Source organism: Burkholderia sp. R-40 (genome assembly GCF_049942845.1).
Classification (GTDB): domain Bacteria; phylum Pseudomonadota; class Gammaproteobacteria; order Burkholderiales; family Burkholderiaceae; genus Burkholderia; species Burkholderia ambifaria.
In genome coordinates this window covers 2,684,131-2,702,309 of sequence record NZ_CP187967.1, presented here as the reverse complement: position 1 = coordinate 2,702,309, position 18,179 = coordinate 2,684,131, and the positions used below count along the sequence as shown (strand labels likewise).

The following is an 18,179-nucleotide window of genomic DNA, read 5'->3' as shown; positions in this document are numbered from 1 at the left end:
GAACCGCATGACGAAGGACCCGAACGACACGCCGCCGCCTCACGATCCGGATTCGCCCGAGCGCGCGCCCGACGCGCCGCCGCGCGCACCGCGCCGCGGGCGGGCGGTGCGGGTCGTCGCGTGGACGCTCGCGACGGTCGTGCTGCTCGTCGTGCTGGCGGTCGGGCTCGTGCTGGCCGCCGCGACGACCGAGCGCGGCACGCGGCTCGCCTGGCAGACGGCCGTGCGCGTGCTGGGCGCTCGGTTGACGGGCACGCTGGAAGGCGGCGCGCTCGCGACCGGCGTGCGGCTGCGCGGCTTCGCGTGGACGAGCCCCGGCGGCGCCGGCACCGAAGTGCGGATCGACCGGCTCGAGGGCCGCTGGGCGCTGACCCGCGCGCCGTGGCGGTTGTCGGTCGCGTACCTGCGCGCGGGCACGATCGACGTGCGGATCGTGCCGGGGCCGTCGAAACCGGCCACGACCCCGCAGGATCTGAGCCTGCCGCTGCAGGTGCGAATCGACGACCTGCGCGTCGATCACCTGGCGATCCACGAAGGCAGCTCGACGACGCAGCTCGACCATCTCGCGCTGAACGGCCGCAGCGACGGCCGTCACCATGAACTCGCGCTCGACGGCGTCGACACGCCGTACGGCGCGCTGACCGCGCGCGCGAAGCTCGACGGCGTGAAGCCGTTCGCGCTGACGGGCAACGCGACCTACGTGGGCAAGCTCGCCGACGAACCGGTCAACGCGAGCGCGAACGTATCGGGTTCGCTCGAGGCACTAGTTGCCGACGTCGCCGCGAGCGGGATGAAGCTGCACGGGCGCGCGCACGTCGAGGCCGCGCCGTTCGGCGCGGTGCCGCTCACGCGGGCGTCGATCGCGTTCGAGCACGTGAACCCGCAGGCGATTTCGCCAGGCGCGCCGGCCGCCGATCTCGCGGTGCGCGCGGAGCTGGCGCCCGTGACCGCGCCGGCCGGCGCCGCACCGGCGAAGGGCTTCGCGGTGACGGGCCCGGTGTCGATCGTCAACGCGAAGCCCGGCTTGCTCGGCGAGCACCTGCTGCCGGTCGTCGACGCGCATGCGACCGTGAATCTCGACGCGCATGCGCAGCGGATCGACGGCCTCGCACTGAAGCTGATCCGCGACGGCAGCGTGACCGGCGGCGGCACGCTGACGGGCGGCAAGGGCCGCTTCGACCTGCAGGTCGCGAATCTCGACCTCAATGCATTCGTCGCGCAATTGCGGCCGATGCGCCTCGGCGGCCCGCTCGGCGTGACGCTCGCGGGCGACGTGACGACCGTCGACTTCAACCTGAACGATCCGAAGCTCGCGCTCGGCGCGCGTGCGAAGGTCGCGCTGACGGCGCAGCAGACGGTGCTGACCGATGCGCGCGTGACGGCCGGCAAGGGCCGTATCGACCTGACGGGCGTGTTCCGCCACGACGCGCATTCGAGCTACGACGCGAAGGCGACGCTGACGGCGTTCGATCCGCTGCAGCTCGCCGCGATGAATGCGCCGGGCGCGGCTGGCGGCAAGCCGGCTGCAAAAACGGCGGCAAAGCCGGCAAAGACGGCGAACGCGACCAAAGCGACAACCAAGGCGCCGGTCAAGCACGGCGAGACGCGCGTATCGGGCACGCTGACGGCCTCCGGCGCGTTCGCGCCGCAGGTGTCGACGAAGGCGACCTTCAAGCTCGGCGACAGCCTGTACGACGGCGTGCCGCTGACCGGCGCCGGCGTCGTGCAGCTGGTCGGCCCGCGGATTCTGCCGAGCAACGCGACCCTGTCGATCGCGGGCAACCACGTCGACCTGCGCGGCAGCTTCGGCGCGCCGGGCGACCGGCTGCGCTTCGTCGTCGATGCGCCGCAGCTCGACCGGCTCGGCTTCGGCATGCAGGGCTTGGTGCAGGCGCAGGGCGAGCTGACCGGCAGCTTCGCGCATCCGAACGTGATGGGCACCTACAAGGCCCAGCACGTCGTGGTCGGCTCGAACCGGATCGGCGCCGCGCAGGGCCGCGCCGACATCCGCGATGGCGCGCACGGCGCGCTTGTGTTCACGGCCGACGCGACCGACCTCGCGCTCGGCTCGCTGCAATTGAAATCGCTGCGCGCGAATCTCGACGGCACGCGCGCGAAGCACACGCTCGATGCGTCGGCGATGGGGATCGCCGACGGCCGCGTGATCAACCTGACGCTCGCGGCGAACGGCGGCGTGGTCGAGAACCGCGACGGGATGCGCTGGGACGGCACCGTCACGCGCCTCGCGAACCGCGGCACGCCGGCGCTCGCGCTGCAGGCGCCGCTCACCATATCGGCCGGTGCCGGCCGCGTGACGCTCGGCGCGACGCGGCTCACGCTCGAAGGCGCGTCGATCGACCTGAAGTCGTTCGTGTTCGATCGCGGCCAGATGCGCTCGGCAGGCTCCGTGCGCGATGCATCGGTCGCGCGTTTCTTCGAAGTCCGCCAGGCGCTGACGGGCCAGCGGCCGCCGGTGCGTACCGACGTCGTGCTCGATGCCGACTGGGACTTCTCGCTCGGCGCGAATGCGAGCGGCCACGTGCAGATGAAACGGCGCGGCGGCGACGTGACGATCGAGAGCGGCCGCGGCATCGCGTCGCTCGGGCTGACCGACCTGTCCGCGCGCGCGACCTTCGCACCCGGCAACCGGCTCAACGTGGTGGCGCTCGCGAAGGCGAACCGGATCGGCACGCTCGCCGCGAACGTCACCGTCCCGTTCGCGCTGCGCGACGGCGTGTTCGGCGTCGTCGACGATGGTCCGCTGTCGGGCCGCATCGACGCTGACATCCCGTCGCTGAAGGCGACCGGCAACCTGTTCGGGCCGAGCTACCTGCTCGGCGGGCGCGCGGCGCTGCACCTGACGGTCGCGGGCACGCCGGTGAAGCCGAACGTGTCGGGGAGCCTGACGGGCGACGACCTGTCCGCGACGCTGGTCGACCAGGGCGTGCAGCTGAAGGACGGCATCGTGCGCGTGAAGCTCGCGGAGAACCTCGTCGAATTCCAGCAGGTCGAGTTCCACGGCGGCGACGGCACGCTGCGCGCGATCGGCCGCGTGCGTCTCGACGGCGAGGCGCCGGACCTGACCGCGAGCATCGTCGCGGACAAGCTCGAGCTGTTCGCCGCGCCCGACCGCAAGCTGTCGCTGTCGGGCAAGGCGACCGTCGCGAACGACGGGCCGCGCGGCGCGCTGGCGATCAACGGCAAGTTCGTCGTCGACCGCGCGCTGTTCGACCTGCCGGAGGACGGCGCGCCGCATCTGTCCGACGACGTCGTGATCGTGCGCCCGGACGGCACGGTGCGCGGCGACGTGCAGACGGGCACCGCGGTCGCGAAGCCGCAGAAGGTCGACGAAAAGCCGGCGCCGTCGCTCGCGCCGCGCGCCAACATCGACATCGGCCTCGGCAACAACTTCCGCTTCCGGGGCCACGGCGCGGACCTCGGGCTGCGCGGCACGATCACCGTGATGAGCGCGCCGGGCGTGCCGCTGCGCGCGGTCGGCAACGTGCGCGTGACGGAGGGGTCGACCTATACGTCGTTCGGCCGCAAGCTCGCGGTCGAGAACGGTTTCTTCACGTTCAACGGCCCGGTGTCGAATCCGGGCATCAACATCCTCGCGATGCGGCGCAACCAGGAGGTCGAGGCCGGCGTGCAGGTCATCGGCACGATCCAGTCGCCGACGGTCAAGCTCGTGTCCGAGCCGAACGTCACCGACAACGAGAAGCTGTCGTGGCTGCTGTTCGGTCACGGCACGGATCAGGGCAACAACGTCGGCCAGCAGAACGCGATGACCGCCGCGCTTGCGCTGCTCGGCAGCGCGACCGGCAAGCGGGTCGCGCAGAGCATCGGTCTCGACGAATTCTCGATCGGCCGCAGCGACGTCGGCCTGACCGATGCGCAGGTCGTGCAGATCTCGAAGGCGATCAACGAGCGCTTCGTGCTCGGTTACGAGCAAGGGCTGCAATCGGCGAGCAACGCGTTCAAGGCGACGATCAACCTGACGCGCTTCTGGTCGGTGTCCGCGTATGGCGGCACGTTCCAGGGCGTCGACCTGAACTACACGCGGCGCTTCGATCGCTGGTTCAGCCAGCGGTGATGAAGGGGCGCGCTCCAGCCGCGCCATGAAAAAAAGCCCCGCACATCTCGTGCGGGGCTTCCTTGCTCAGCCAGCGGCGTGTGCTGCTTACTTCACGCGCATGCCGGGCTTCGCGCCGCTGTGCGGCTCGAGGATGTAGAGGCCCGGTTCTGCCTTCTCGTCGGCTGCCGACGCGGCGAGCACCATCCCTTCGGACAGCCCGAACTTCATCTTGCGCGGCGCGAGGTTCGCGACCATCACCGTCAGCTTGCCGACGAGCTGTTCGGGCTGGTAGGCCGACTTGATGCCCGAGAACACGTTGCGGGTCTTTTCCTCGCCGATGTCGAGCGTGAGCTGCAGCAGCTTGTCCGAGCCTTCGACGGCCTGGCACGCGACGATCTTCGCGATGCGCAGGTCGACCTTCGCGAAATCGTCGATCGAGATCGGAGCGTCGTCGGCACCGTTCGCGGCAACCGCCTTCGCGTTCGCCTTGGCGCTCTTCGCGTCCTTCGCGGCGTTGGCGGCGTTGGCGGCGGTCGTGCCCGCGGCAGCGGCGCCCGCGGCGTCGGCCTGCAGCGAATCGCGGTTCGCGGCGAGCAGGGCGTCGATTTGCTTCGGATCGACACGCGTCATCAGGTGCTGGTACGCCTTGATCGGCTGCGCCGACGACAGCGGCTTCGCGGCATCGGCCCATGCGAGCGGCGCGACGCCGAAGAACGCCTCGACCGCTTCGGCCACGCGCGGCATCACCGGCTTCAGCGCGAGCGACAGCAGACGGAACGCCTCGAGGCTCACGCTGCAGGTTTCGTGCAGCGCGACCGCGTTGGCCGGATCCTTCGCGAGTTCCCACGGCTTCGCACCGTCGACGTACGCGTTCACTTCGTCCGCGAGTTCCATCGTGTGGCGCAGCGCGCGGCTGTATTCGCGTCCTTCGTAGTGCGCGGCGATCGATGCAATCGCATCGCGCAGCTTCGCGACGAGCGGATGGTTCATCGCGCTGTCCTGCACGCGGCCGTCGAAACGCTTGATCAGGAAGCCGGCCGCGCGGCTCGCGATGTTCACGTACTTGCCGACGAGGTCGCTGTTCACGCGCGCCTGGAAGTCGTCGAGGTTCAGGTCGATGTCTTCCATCGTCGCGTTCAGCTTCGCGGCGAAGTAGTAGCGCAGCCATTCGGGGTTCAGGCCGGTGTCGATGTAGCTCTGCGCGGTGATGAACGTGCCGCGCGACTTCGACATCTTCGCGCCGTCGACCGTCAGGAAGCCGTGCGCGAACACGTTGGTCGGCGTGCGATGGCCCGAGAACTCGAGCATCGCCGGCCAGAACAGCGTGTGGAAATACAGGATGTCCTTGCCGATGAAGTGGTACTGCTCGGCCGTCGAACCCGCGCGGATCCACGCGTCGAAGTCGATGCCCTCGCGGTCGCACAGGTTCTTGAAGCTCGCGTAGTAGCCGACCGGCGCGTCGAGCCACACGTAGAAGTACTTGCCGGGCGCGCCCGGGATCTCGAAGCCGAAGTACGGCGCGTCGCGCGAGATGTCCCAGTCGGCGAGCTTGGCTTCACCGGCGTCGCCGAGCCATTCGCGCATCTTGTTGGTGGCTTCGGGCTGCGCGAGGCCGCTGACCCATTCGCGCAGGAACGACTCGCAGCGCGGGTCGGACAGGCGGAAGAAGTAGTGCGTCGACGTCTTGCGCACCGGCGTCGCACCCGACACCACCGAATACGGGTTCAGCAGTTCGGTCGGCAGATAGGTCGAGCCGCACACTTCGCAGTTGTCGCCGTACTGGTCCTTCGCGTGGCATTTCGGGCACTCGCCCTTGATGAAGCGGTCCGGCAGGAACATTTCCTTGACCGGGTCGTACGCCTGCTCGATCGCGCGCTCGGCGATCAGGCCGTTTTCCTTCAGCGCGAGATAGATGCTCTCGCTCAGCACGCGGTTCTCGTCCGAGTCGGTCGAGTAGAAGTTGTCGAACGACACGCCGAAGCTGTCGAAGTCGCGCTTGTGCTCGGTCCACACGCGGTCGATCAGCTGCTTCGGCGTGAGGCCTTCCTTCTCGGCGCGCAGCATGACCGGCGTGCCGTGGGTGTCGTCGGCGCCGATGTAGTAGACCTCGTGGCCGTGCATTCGCAGCGTCCGCACCCAGATGTCGGTCTGGATGTACTCGACCAGGTGGCCGATGTGGATCTGGCCGTTGGCATAGGGCAGTGCGGACGTAACGAGGATCTGGCGGCGGCCTTGCGGCGCCGTAGCCTGCACGGAAGTCAGGTCGGATGCGGACATAGGGTCTGTAGAAGAACGGCGAAAACGACGGAAACTGCGATTCTAGCAGGGGCGCGCGCCGGTCAGCCGGGGCGGGTGTTCGACAGGGGGTGCCGCGACGGGCGCGCGGGCGGGGGACACGTGCCCGGCAGTGAAATGCTGCGGCGCAGCACGCGATTTTCGGGCAAAAAAAACCGGGGCGGATACGGCCCCGGAGCAACAACGACAAGAGGAGAATGGTGACGGGCCGGCAGCGCCAGCCGCGTACCGTAAAGACAGACCGCAGGCCGCGACGGAAGTTCGAAATTTTTTTCGATTTGTTACGGATCCTGCTGGAAGCCTTGTGCGGCGGGGCTGTGCGCGTGGCGCACGGCCCCGTTCCCTCTCGTGGCGATGCTTACTGATGCTGCTGCGGCGCGCGCAGGTAGATCTCGACGCGGCGGTTTTGCGCACGGCCGGCTTCGGTCGCGTTGTCCGCGATCGGGTTCGACGGGCCCATGCCCTGGGCCGACAGACGGCCGCCCGCGACGCCGCGCTGCGCCAGCGCGTTCACGACGCTTTGCGCACGGTTCTGCGACAGCGTCTGGTTCAGCTGCGCCGAACCCGTGCTGTCCGTGTAGCCGATGACCGATCCCGTCAGTTGCGGGTTCTGGTTCAGCGTCGTCGCCAGGTCGTTCAGCAGCGGCGTGAAGGCCGGCGTGATCGCGTACTGGTTCGTCGCGAACGTCACCGAGCTCGGCACGTTCAGCTTCAGCGAGCCGTCCGGCTGCTCGGTCACTTGCGTGCCGGTCTGTGCTGCCGACGGTGCGAGCTTGTTCTTGATCGCCTGCCAGTTGTAGCCGGTCACGCCGCCGACCAGTGCGCCGACGCCTGCGCCGATCGCCGCGCCCTTGCCGCCACCGGCCAGCGCGCCGATGCCCGCGCCCAGCGCCGCACCGGTGCCGGTGCCGACGGCCGCGTTGTTGCCTTGCTGCGTGGCGCAGCCTGCCAGCAATGCGCCGGCCAATGCGAAGACGGACAAGCGGGTCGCGATTTTCATGTTCATCTTGGATTCCTCTCTTTCTTGGTTGAACGAGTCGACAACGACGACAAACAACAGTGACGGCTCCCACCACGGGCGCCCGACAAAGGCGGGCGGGCCCGGGCTCGCGGCAGCCGCCGAGGCGGCTGCATGCCCTGTTCGCCAGCGTGGCTGTTCCGGACAGGTGATGCGTCAGCCTCTACAATATAGGCGGTTGGCGGCCGATTTGGCCCTATAGCATGCCGCACGCGAAGATTGCGCCGCCGCGCGCGTTCGCGCAATGGCGTGCAACAGATTCTTTCACTTTTCCCGATTTTCGCAGCGTAATTTGATATTTTTTGACGTTTGCGCGGGAGAAAAACGTTTTCACGGAGTTTCGATGAGCATTGACCGGGCACAAGTCGACGCCGCGCTGGCGGCGGTCGTCGACCCCAATACCGACCGTCCGTACGCGGCGAACAAGGGCGTGCGCAGCGTCGCGATCGACGGCGACGCCGTGGCGGTCGACGTGGTGCTCGGCTATCCCGCGCGCAGCCAGCACGACGACGTGCGCGCGCGCATCGCCGCTGCGCTGAAGGCCGTGCCGGGCGTGCGCGACGCACGTGTCGCCGTGTCGCAGGAGATCGTCGCGCACACTGTGCAGCGCGGCGTGAAGCTGCTGCCGAACGTGAAGAACATCGTCGCGGTCGCGTCGGGCAAGGGCGGCGTCGGCAAGAGCACGACGGCCGTCAACCTCGCGCTCGCGCTCGCCGCGGAAGGCGCATCGGTCGGCATCCTCGACGCCGACATCTACGGCCCTTCGCTGCCGACGATGCTCGGCATTCACGGCCAGCGCCCCGAGTCGCCGGACAACCAGTCGATGAACCCGCTCATCGGCCACGGGCTGCAGGCGAACTCGATCGGCTTCCTGATCGAGGAAGACAATCCGATGGTGTGGCGCGGCCCGATGGCGACGTCGGCGCTCGAGCAACTGCTGCGCCAGACCAACTGGCGCGAGCTCGACTACCTGATCGTCGACATGCCGCCGGGCACCGGCGACATCCAGCTCACGCTCGCGCAGCGCGTGCCGGTGACGGGCGCCGTGATCGTGACGACGCCGCAGGACATCGCGCTGCTCGACGCGAAGAAGGGCCTCAAGATGTTCGAGAAAGTCGGCATTCCGATCCTTGGCATCGTCGAGAACATGAGCATCCACATCTGCTCGAACTGCGGCCACGAGGAGCACATCTTCGGCGCGGGCGGCGCCGAGCGGATGGCGCAGGAGTACGGCGTGAACGTGCTCGGCAGCCTGCCGCTCGACGTCGCGATCCGCGAGCGCGCCGATAGCGGCACGCCGACGGTCGCGGCCGAGCCGGACGGCGCGCTGGCGCGGCGCTACCGCGACATCGCGCGCGGCGTCGCGCTGGCGATTGCCGAGCGCGCGCGCGACATGACGTCGAAGTTCCCGTCGATCGTTGTTCAAAATACGTAAAACCCTTGCGGGGCGGGGGCTCACGCTGTTTACGGCGCCGCGAGGCGCGGTATCATGGCGACTTTTCCCGGGTCCCTTTACCCACCCGGCACGGCGGCCGCATCAACAGCCGCCAGCCGGCATGAGGATCGAATGAACCAACGACATCACGGCGTGCGCGCCGGCCGCGCGCGGCGCGCGCTGCTGGCCGCCGCCGCGCTGGGCCTGCTGGCCGGCTGTACCTCCTTTTCCTCGTCGCACGAAAAACGCGCCGACGCGCAGTTGCAGCCGACGGTCGGCTCGCAGGCACGCGGCGCGGTGACGTTCGTCGAACGCCCGGACGGCGTCCAGGTCACGTACAACCTGGTCGGCCTGCCGCCGAACAGCGATCACGCGCTGCAGGTGCACGAGCGCGGCGACTGCAACGCGGGCGACGGCTCGAGCGCCGGCCCGGTGTTCGCGCCGGCCGCCGAGCGCCTGCGCGCGGGCGCGCGGGTCGCCGGCGATCTCGGCAATATCCATGCGGACGCGAACGGCGTCGCGGCCGGTTTCATCGTCGCGCCCGATCTGGCCCTCGATGGCGTGCGCTCCGCGATGAACCGCGCGGCGCTGGTGCACCGCGACCCGAGCGATCCGATCTTTTCGCAGCATGGCGCGGGCGCCGCGCTCGCGTGCGGCGTGATCCGTTGACGGCCGCCGCGTGCGCGAGCCGATGATCGCGTAAAATGTGCGCCTTTCCCGGCCGCCGCCTCGCGGGTACGGCCGTCACCGACTGTCACGCAGCGTTTCCAGGCGCCCCGATATGAAACGACCCCAACGCTCACTTTGTTCGCTGCCCTCCGACGGGGCGGTCAGCCTCTTTGGGACAGCCCGGCGGAGGCTCGCATGAGCATCAAGTCCGACAAGTGGATTCGGCGCATGGCCGAAGAACACAAGATGATCGAGCCGTTCGTGCCCGATCAGGTTCGCGCGTCCGAGGATGGCCGCCGGATCGTCAGCTACGGCACGTCGAGCTACGGCTACGACATCCGCTGCGCGGACGAATTCAAGATCTTCACCAACATCAATTCGACGATCGTCGATCCGAAGAACTTCGACGAGGGCTCGTTTGTCGATTTCAAGGGCGACGTGTGCATCATCCCGCCGAACTCGTTCGCGCTGGCCCGCACCGTCGAATATTTCCGCATCCCGCGCACCGTGCTGACGGTCTGCCTCGGCAAGTCGACGTACGCGCGCTGCGGGATCATCGTCAACGTGACGCCGTTCGAACCCGAGTGGGAAGGCTACGTCACGCTGGAATTCTCGAATACCACGCCGCTGCCGGCGAAGATCTACGCGAACGAAGGCGTCGCGCAGGTGCTGTTCTTCGAAAGCGACGAGGTGTGCGACGTGTCGTACGCCGATCGCGGCGGCAAGTATCAGGGTCAGCGTGGTGTCACGCTGCCGAAAACCTGATCTGGTTGCATATCGTCTCACCGGTTTCCGGGTGACCGCTGCGCGTGACGCGCCGCGGTCGTTCTTTTTGGAGAATCGCCCATGAAGTTTCGTTTTCCCGTCGTCATCATCGACGAAGATTTCCGCTCCGAGAACATCTCGGGCTCCGGCATCCGGGCGTTGGCCGAAGCGATCGAGAAGGAGGGCGTCGAAGTCCTCGGCCTCACGAGCTACGGCGATCTGACGTCGTTCGCGCAGCAGTCGAGCCGCGCGTCGTGCTTCATCCTGTCGATCGACGACGACGAACTCATGCTCGGCGAAACGGGCGCGGACGGCGAGCTGCCCGAGCTGGCGACCGCGATCATCGAGCTGCGCGCGTTCGTGACCGAAGTGCGCCGCCGCAACGCGGACATCCCGATCTTCCTGTACGGCGAGACGCGCACGTCGCGGCATCTGCCGAACGACATCCTGCGCGAACTGCACGGCTTCATCCACATGTTCGAGGACACGCCGGAGTTCGTCGCGCGCCACATCATCCGCGAGGCGAAGGTCTATCTCGACTCGCTCGCGCCGCCGTTCTTCAAGGAACTGGTCAAGTACGCGGACGAAGGCTCGTATTCGTGGCACTGCCCCGGCCACTCGGGCGGCGTCGCGTTCCTGAAGAACCCGCTCGGTCAGATGTTCCACCAGTTCTTCGGCGAGAACATGCTGCGCGCGGACGTCTGTAATGCAGTCGACGAACTCGGCCAGCTGCTCGACCACACGGGCCCGGTCGCGGCGTCCGAGCGCAACGCGGCGCGCATCTTCAGCGCGGATCACCTGTTCTTCGTGACCAACGGCACGTCGACGTCGAACAAGATCGTCTGGCACGCGACGGTCGCGCCCGGCGACATCGTGCTGGTCGACCGCAACTGCCACAAGTCGATCCTGCACGCGATCACGATGACGGGTGCGATTCCGGTGTTCCTCACGCCGACGCGCAACCACTTCGGCATCATCGGGCCGATCCCGCGCGACGAATTCAAGCCGGAGAACATCCGCAAGAAGATCGAGGCGAACCCGTTCGCACGCGAAGCGCTGCGCGAGAACCCTGACCTCAAGCCGCGCATCCTGACGATCACGCAGAGCACGTACGACGGCGTCGTCTACAACGTCGAGATGATCAAGGACCTGCTCGGCGACCTGCTCGACACGCTGCACTTCGACGAAGCATGGCTGCCGCATGCGACGTTCCACGACTTCTACCGCGACATGCACGCGATCGGCGACGGCCGTCCGCGCACGGGCGCGCTCGTGTTCGCGACGCACTCGACGCACAAGCTGCTCGCGGGCATCTCGCAGGCGTCGCAGATCGTCGTGCAGGATTCCGAGAACCGCACGTTCGACAAGCACCGCTTCAACGAGGCGTACCTGATGCACACGTCGACGAGCCCGCAGTACGCGATCATTGCGTCGTGCGACGTCGCGGCCGCGATGATGGAGCCGCCGGGCGGCACCGCGCTCGTCGAGGAATCGATCGCCGAGGCGATCGACTTCCGCCGCGCGATGCGCAAGGTCGACGCCGAATACGGCGACGACTGGTTCTTCAGCGTGTGGGGCCCGGACGACCTGTCGGAAGAAGGCATCGGTTCGCGCGAGGACTGGATGCTGAAGCCGAACGACCACTGGCACGGCTTCGGCCCGCTGGCGGAAGGCTTCAACATGCTCGACCCGATCAAGGCGACGATCATCACGCCGGGGCTCGACGTCGACGGCGAGTTCGGCGAGACGGGCATTCCGGCCGCGATCGTCACGAAGTACCTGGCCGAGCACGGGATCATCGTCGAGAAGACCGGCCTGTACTCGTTCTTCATCATGTTCACGATCGGCATCACGAAGGGCCGCTGGAACTCGATGGTGACCGAGCTGCAGCAGTTCAAGGACGACTACGACAACAACCAGCCGCTGTGGCGCGTGCTGCCGGAATTCGTCGCACAGCACCCGCGCTACGAGCGTGTCGGCCTGCGTGACCTGTGCACGCAGATCCACGACGTGTACCGTGCGAACGACATCGCGCGCCTGACGACGGAGATGTACCTGTCGGACATGGAGCCGGCGCTGAAGCCGTCGGACGCGTTCGCGAAGCTCGCGCACCGCAAGATCGACCGCGTGCCGCTCGACGAGCTCGAAGGCCGCGTGACGAGCATCCTGCTGACGCCGTACCCGCCGGGCATTCCGCTGCTGATTCCGGGCGAGCGCTTCAACAAGACGATCGTGAACTACCTGCGGTTCGCGCGCGACTTCAACGAACGCTTCCCGGGCTTCCATACCGACATCCACGGCCTCGTCGCGGAAGAAATGAACGGTCGCGTCGAGTACTTCGTCGACTGCGTGCGCGACTGATGGCGGCGCAGGGACGAATCCGGACGATGCGCGCGGCGCTGGCCGCGCTCGTCGTCTGGGCCGCGTGGTCGGCAGGGCCGGCGGGGTTCAATGTCGCGCAGGCGGAAGTGGCGGCGGCCGACCCGATCGACGTCGCGATGCGGCAGTGTCTCGCGCGGCGCGACCGGTCGTCGACGGCCGGCCAGATCCAGTGCATGGGCGAGGCGCAGCAGCAGTGGCAGACGGTGATGGACCGCGCGTACCAGCGCCTGTCGGACGATGCGCCGGCCGACGTGAAGCGCGGCTGGCAGGACAGCCAGCGCCACTGGGTCACGTGGCGCAAGGATGAAATTCAGCTGCTGAAGGCCGTGTACGACACGACGCGCGGCACCGCATACGCGATGTCGAGCGCCGACATGCAACTGCAGCCGGTGCGCGATCGCGCGCTGGCGCTGCGCGCGGCGGCCGACCGCTATGCGCCGCCGCCCGCCGCCGTGCCGGTGGCCGCGACGAGCGGTGCGCAGGGCGGCGTGAGCGCGGCGCCGGGCGCCGCCGCGGCAGTCGGCGGCAAGCCGGCAAACGTGCCGCGCGATCCGGCGATCGGCCGCGTGCGGCCGTGCGTGCAGGATGCCGCGTGCGAGCATGCGCTGTTCGATCTGAACCGCTATTACCAGAAGCTGCGTCGCAAGATGCCCGCGCATTCGGCCGCGACGCTCGTGCGCGCGCAACGCGCATGGGTCACGTTCCGCGATGCGACGGCGCCGCTCGTCGGCGAGGACGGGCGCGTCGACCTGATCGGCGCGCGCATCGCGACGATGAAGCGGCTGTCGGAGACGGCCGGCAACAAGTAGGGTTCGCCGCTCTGCCGGCATCCGGCGCGGCAACGCAAAACGGGCACCCGAGGGTGCCCGTTTGCATGTGGGGTGCCGCGTGCGGCGCTTACGCGGATTGCTGCGTGTCGAGGCCGCCGAACCACGACGGCACGAGCGCGAGCGCATCGTCGAGCGACGTGAGCACGTGCAGGCTCAGCGCGACGATCTCGGGTGTGGGCGCCTTCAGATCGGGCACGGTGACGACCGATGCGCCAGCGCCGGCGGCCGACAGCGCGCCGAAGTCGCTGTCCTCGAACGCGACGCACGCGTGGGCCGGCACGCCGAGGCGCTCGGCCGCGAGCCGGTACACGGCCGGATCGGGCTTGCCGCGCGCGACTTCGTCGCCGCCCGCGATCGCGTGGAAGAACGGCAGCACGCCGACCGCGTCGAGCCGTGCACGGATCACGTCGCGCGCGGACGATGACGCGACCGCGCACGGAATGCCGGCCTGCGCGAGCGCCTCGAGCAGCGCAAGCGCGCCCGCTTTAAGCGGAAACTTCGGATGCGGTTCGGGTGCGGCGAGCTGTTCGCGCACGAGCAGGCGCACGGCGTCGAACGTGTCGGTGTCGCCGATCAGCCGCGCGAGAATCACCTGGCCTTCGGCGAACGAGCGCCCGACGATCTGCAGGTAGTCGATCTCGGTCAACGTGACGCCGTGCGCGGTCGACACGTCGATCCACGTGTTCATGATGGTCCGCTCGGAATCGACGAGCAGGCCGTCCATGTCGAAGAGCGCGGCGGAGAAGGTCATCGGCGGTATCCGGGAAGCGGGGCAGGCAACGGGCGGCGCGGCGGCCGCCCGAATGGAGGACGGACGCCGGGGAGGCGTCCGTCCGGGACAACGGGCTTACGTGCCGAGCGCGGCGCGGGCAGCCTTGACCGCCGCACGCACCTGGTCGGGCGCGGTGCCGCCCGCGTGGTTGCGGCTTGCGACCGAACCTTCGAGCGTGAGGTAGCCGAACACGTCGTCGCCGATCAGGTGCGCGACGTTCGGCAGTTCCTGCTTCATTTCGTCGAGCGTCAGGTCGGCGAGGTCGATCCCGCGGTCGTCGCAGATCCGCACCGCGTGCGCGACCGCTTCGTGCGCGTCGCGGAACGGCAGCCCGCGCTTCACGAGGTAGTCGGCGAGGTCGGTGGCGGTCGAGAAGCCCTGCAGCGCGGCCGCGCGCATCGCGTCCGGCTTCACGGTGATGCCCGCGACCATCTCGGCGAAGATTCGCAGCGTGTCGGCGACGGTGTCGACCGTGTCGAACAGCGGTTCCTTGTCTTCCTGGTTGTCCTTGTTGTACGCGAGCGGTTGGCCCTTCATCAGCGTGAGGAGCGCCATCAGGTGGCCGTTCACGCGGCCCGTCTTGCCGCGCGCGAGCTCGGGCACGTCCGGGTTCTTCTTCTGCGGCATGATCGAGCTGCCGGTGCAGAAGCGATCGGCGATGTCGATGAAGCCGACGCGCGGGCTCATCCACAGCACGAGTTCCTCGGAGAAGCGCGACACGTGCGTCATCACGAGCGCGGATGCCGCCGTGAATTCGATCGCGAAGTCGCGATCCGACACCGCGTCGAGCGAGTTCGCGCAGATGCCGTCGAAGCCGAGCGTCTTCGCGACGGCGTGACGGTCGATCGGGTAGCTCGTGCCCGCGAGCGCGGCCGCGCCGAGCGGCAGGCGGTTCACGCGGGTGCGGCAGTCGCGCATGCGTTCCGCGTCGCGCGTGAACATCTCGACGTATGCGAGCAGGTGATGGCCGAACGTGACCGGCTGCGCGACCTGCAGGTGCGTGAAGCCCGGCATGATCGTGTCGGCGTTCTTTTCCGCGAGGTCGATCAGCGCGCCGCGCAGGTCGTTCAGCAGGCCGCCGATGCGGTCGATCTCGCCGCGCAGCCACAGCCGGATGTCGGTCGCGACCTGGTCGTTGCGCGAGCGGCCCGTGTGCAGGCGCTTGCCCGCATCGCCGATCAGCGCGGTCAGGCGCGCCTCGATGTTCAGGTGGACGTCCTCGAGATCCAGCTGCCATTCGAATTCGCCGCGCTCGATCTCGCCCTTGATCTGCGTCATCCCGCGCTCGATCGCGGCGAGATCGTCGGCGCTGATGATCTTCTGCGCCGCGAGCATGCTCGCGTGCGCGAGCGAGCCGGCGATGTCGACGAGCGCGAGGCGCTTGTCGAAAAACACCGACGACGTGTAGCGCTTGACCAGCTCCGACATCGGTTCCGAGAAGCGGGCCGACCAGGCCTCGCCCTTTTTGTGCAGTTGGGACGTCATGGCGATTCTTCGAAGGGGAGTTGGGCGGCGTGCGCCGCCGAGGGAATCCCGCAATTCTAACATTCGCGGGGCTGACGGCCGGCGCGCGCCGGCCGCGGATCACCGCGGGCCGCAGGTCAGCGGGCCGATCCGCGGCAGCGTGCCGTCGTCGGGGCGCTGGTACGCGAACGCAACGGCGCAATCGCGGCCGCCGCCGGTGATTTCCAGGTGGTTGTTCGCGACGAGGCCGTCGACGAAGGTCAGGCCGTCGTAGCCGACGATCGTGCGCTGACCGGTTTCGACGTGGCGGACCTCGAGCCCGGGCGGCAGCGGCGTGCCGTCCGGCGCGCGCAGCGCGATCGACGCGGCGCTGTAGCGTGTCACCGCGAAGTGCGCGAGCACGCCGGAGCGCGCCTGCGGCACGACGTCGAGCGTCGTGTCGGCGATCCGGGCGTCGGCGGGCAGCGCGGTGCCGTCGATCGCGACGCGATTGCTCTGGTACGCATTCAGGTCGGGCACGAGCAGATAGCCGGCCCGGTTCGTCTCGCCGATCATCCGGTTCTGGTGCAGCACGGGCACGCGCCCGGTGTCGGTCGAGACGAGCGCGAAGCCGTCGTCGACGCGGCGTGCCGTCATCAGCTGGCCGTTCATCAGCACGATCGCGCCCGTGACGTCGACCGACGCGTTGCGGTGCCCGTCGAACGACTGCGTGAGCAACGTGACCTCGCCCGCACGGCCGAGATACTGCAACTGCCCCTGCGCGTAGCGCATGCCTGCGTTGGCGCCCGCCTGCACGTTCCAGCCGACGCCGCCGCCATAGTCGGGCGGCCGTGTCGCGCTCAGCGTGTAGGTCGAGTCGCCGTTCTGCCGCCCGGCGTTCACCGACACGGACGTGTTGCCGCCGAGCCCGATGCTCACGCTCACGAAGAAGCCGCGCGTGTCGCGCTGCCGGAAGTCCTGGAAGCCGCTGAACGTGACCGAGGTCAGCCCGCCGAGATTGACTAGGTACGCGACCGAGCCGATGCGCGAGGCGGCGACGCCCGGATACTTGAGGCCGAGATAGCTGAACGACAGCGTCTGCCTGCGCAGGAACGGGAATGACACCGTGACGCGGTCGGTGGCGCGCGACACCGGCACGCCTTCGCGGCTGCCGAGGTCGCTGTAGTCGCCGAAGGCGCGCAGCGTCTGGGCATCGATGGAGAAGCGCGGCGTCACGTACTGGTAGCCGATGCCGGCCTGCACGCCCGTGCGGCCCGGCGCGCTGAGCGCCAGCGACGCGTTCGCCACGCCGCGTTCGCCCAGACGTGCGAGCGCGCCGGCACCCGCGTTGTAGACGCCGGCCGTCGCTTCCGCGTGCGCCTCGACGGTCAGCCGCTCGCTGATCCCGTAGCGCAGCGAGCCGCTCGCGGCCGGCGTGCGCGCGTAGTCGAACGAGTCGATGCCATAGGCGCGGCGCAGGAACCCGGCTTCCGCCGAATAGCTGGCGAGGCCGGGGGCGAGCAGGCGCGTGTCGACGTACAGCGGAATGGACGTCGCGATCGAGCGGCCGAGCGCGTCGCGCGTGATGACCGTCGCGTTGCCCGCGCCGGTGATGCCGGGCACGCTGTTGATCACGAACGGCCCGCTCGCCACGTTGCCGCTGAACTGGCGCACGTTGTTCACGTACAGGTCGACCGAGGTCGGCACGACCGCGCTGCCGGACAGCGCGGGCACCGGAAACGTGACCAGATCGGGACGCAGGCCGAAATTGCTGCGCCACTGCACGCCGCCGATGCGCAGCGAGCGGGTCCACGACAACGACGACGAAATCGTGTCGCCGATCTGGGTCGTCGTGAGCGTGCCGGGGTTCGAATGACTCCACGACGTGTCGTAGCGCACGTAGCGCCGGCGGTCGTCGTACAGATACGCGACGCCGGTGCTGCTGAATACGCCGTACGGGTCGAAATAGCGCGCCTCGCTCCAGACCGCGAGCGGCGCATGGGCGATGGTCTGCGCGTAGGCGTCGTAGTTCAGCACGAAGCCGCGGCCGGACGTGGCGGGCGGCGCGGCCGCGAGTGCGCGCGTATCGAACGTGTGCGGGATGCGCAGCGCATCGGGCACGCGCAGGTCGAGCGTCTGCCGGCCCGCGTCGTAGTCGTAGCGCAGCCCGGCGAGCGTGTCGAGCGCGACGAGCACGTTCGACGGCTCCTGCGTGCGGTCGTTCGTCCGGTCGTTCGTCGCGATACCCAGGTCGTTCAGGTCGGCGGAGGCCGCGTACAGGCGTCCGTCGATTTGCTGGAAGCGTGCGATCCGGTGCGTCGGTTCGCCATTGACCGATACGTCGAGAAACAGTGCGTCGGATGCGGGCGCGGGCGCCGGCGTGGGCATGGGCGCAGGCACCGGCATTGGCATTGGCACCGGCGCCGGCACGGGCACGGGCACGGGCACAGGCGCCGGCACGGACGCAGGCACGGAAGTAGGCACGGACGCAGGCA

General features: G+C 68.7%; 11 protein-coding genes. 6 read left to right on the top strand and 5 right to left on the bottom strand.

All coding sequences use genetic code 11. The features are described from left to right. Positions 1 to 7 precede the first annotated feature (7 nt). Entirely contained in the window at positions 8 to 4,093 is a 4,086-nt protein-coding gene (locus ACP26O_RS12470) for a translocation/assembly module TamB domain-containing protein (protein WP_175665047.1), read from the top strand. A gap of 87 nt (positions 4,094 to 4,180) precedes the next feature. Here the strand turns inward: ACP26O_RS12470 and metG are convergent, their stop codons facing one another. Next, positions 4,181 to 6,352, bottom strand: coding sequence for a methionine--tRNA ligase (gene metG / locus ACP26O_RS12465; protein WP_175665046.1), 2,172 nt, complete (start codon positions 6,350 to 6,352; stop codon positions 4,181 to 4,183). A gap of 376 nt (positions 6,353 to 6,728) precedes the next feature. Beyond that, positions 6,729 to 7,376 carry an OmpA family protein gene (locus tag ACP26O_RS12460; RefSeq protein WP_012364456.1) on the bottom strand — a complete coding sequence of 216 codons (648 nt, stop codon included), beginning with the start codon at positions 7,374 to 7,376 and terminating at the stop codon, positions 6,729 to 6,731. Between the two features lie 355 nt (positions 7,377 to 7,731). On the opposite strand from ACP26O_RS12460, the gene apbC reads away from it, so the two are divergent. The 5 genes from apbC to ACP26O_RS12435 all read left to right on the top strand — a co-directional run bounded on the left by apbC (position 7,732) and on the right by ACP26O_RS12435 (position 13,448). Further along, positions 7,732 to 8,823, top strand: coding sequence for an iron-sulfur cluster carrier protein ApbC (apbC, locus tag ACP26O_RS12455; protein ID WP_426356243.1), 1,092 nt, complete (start codon positions 7,732 to 7,734; stop codon positions 8,821 to 8,823). A 132-nt stretch (positions 8,824 to 8,955) separates the two neighbouring features. After that, positions 8,956 to 9,492, top strand: coding sequence for a superoxide dismutase [Cu-Zn] (gene sodC / locus ACP26O_RS12450; RefSeq protein ID WP_011657651.1), 537 nt, complete (start codon positions 8,956 to 8,958; stop codon positions 9,490 to 9,492). A 195-nt stretch (positions 9,493 to 9,687) separates the two neighbouring features. After that, positions 9,688 to 10,257 carry a dCTP deaminase gene (gene dcd / locus ACP26O_RS12445; RefSeq protein WP_006398615.1) on the top strand — a complete coding sequence of 190 codons (570 nt, stop codon included), beginning with the start codon at positions 9,688 to 9,690 and terminating at the stop codon, positions 10,255 to 10,257. An 81-nt stretch (positions 10,258 to 10,338) separates the two neighbouring features. Continuing rightward, a complete protein-coding gene (locus tag ACP26O_RS12440; RefSeq protein ID WP_011657650.1) occupies positions 10,339 to 12,618 on the top strand; it encodes an arginine/lysine/ornithine decarboxylase in 2,280 nt (759 codons plus the stop codon). After that, positions 12,618 to 13,448, top strand: a complete 831-nt coding sequence (locus tag ACP26O_RS12435) for a lysozyme inhibitor LprI family protein (RefSeq protein WP_175665044.1) — start codon at positions 12,618 to 12,620, stop codon at positions 13,446 to 13,448. The genes ACP26O_RS12440 and ACP26O_RS12435 overlap by 1 nt, the downstream gene beginning before the upstream one ends. An 88-nt stretch (positions 13,449 to 13,536) precedes the next feature. Here the strand turns inward: ACP26O_RS12435 and ACP26O_RS12430 are convergent, their stop codons facing one another. The 3 genes from ACP26O_RS12430 to ACP26O_RS12420 form a co-directional block, all read right to left on the bottom strand. Then, positions 13,537 to 14,220, bottom strand: a complete 684-nt coding sequence (locus ACP26O_RS12430) for an HAD family hydrolase (RefSeq protein ID WP_175656452.1) — start codon at positions 14,218 to 14,220, stop codon at positions 13,537 to 13,539. A 96-nt stretch (positions 14,221 to 14,316) separates the two neighbouring features. Beyond that, entirely contained in the window at positions 14,317 to 15,726 is a 1,410-nt protein-coding gene (argH, locus tag ACP26O_RS12425) for an argininosuccinate lyase (protein ID WP_012364451.1), read from the bottom strand. Positions 15,727 to 15,825: 99 nt separating this feature from the next. Beyond that, positions 15,826 to 18,072: a fimbria/pilus outer membrane usher protein gene (locus tag ACP26O_RS12420; protein ID WP_244099017.1), complete on the bottom strand. Its 2,247-nt coding sequence runs from the start codon at positions 18,070 to 18,072 to the stop codon at positions 15,826 to 15,828. Positions 18,073 to 18,179: the final 107 nt, after the last annotated feature.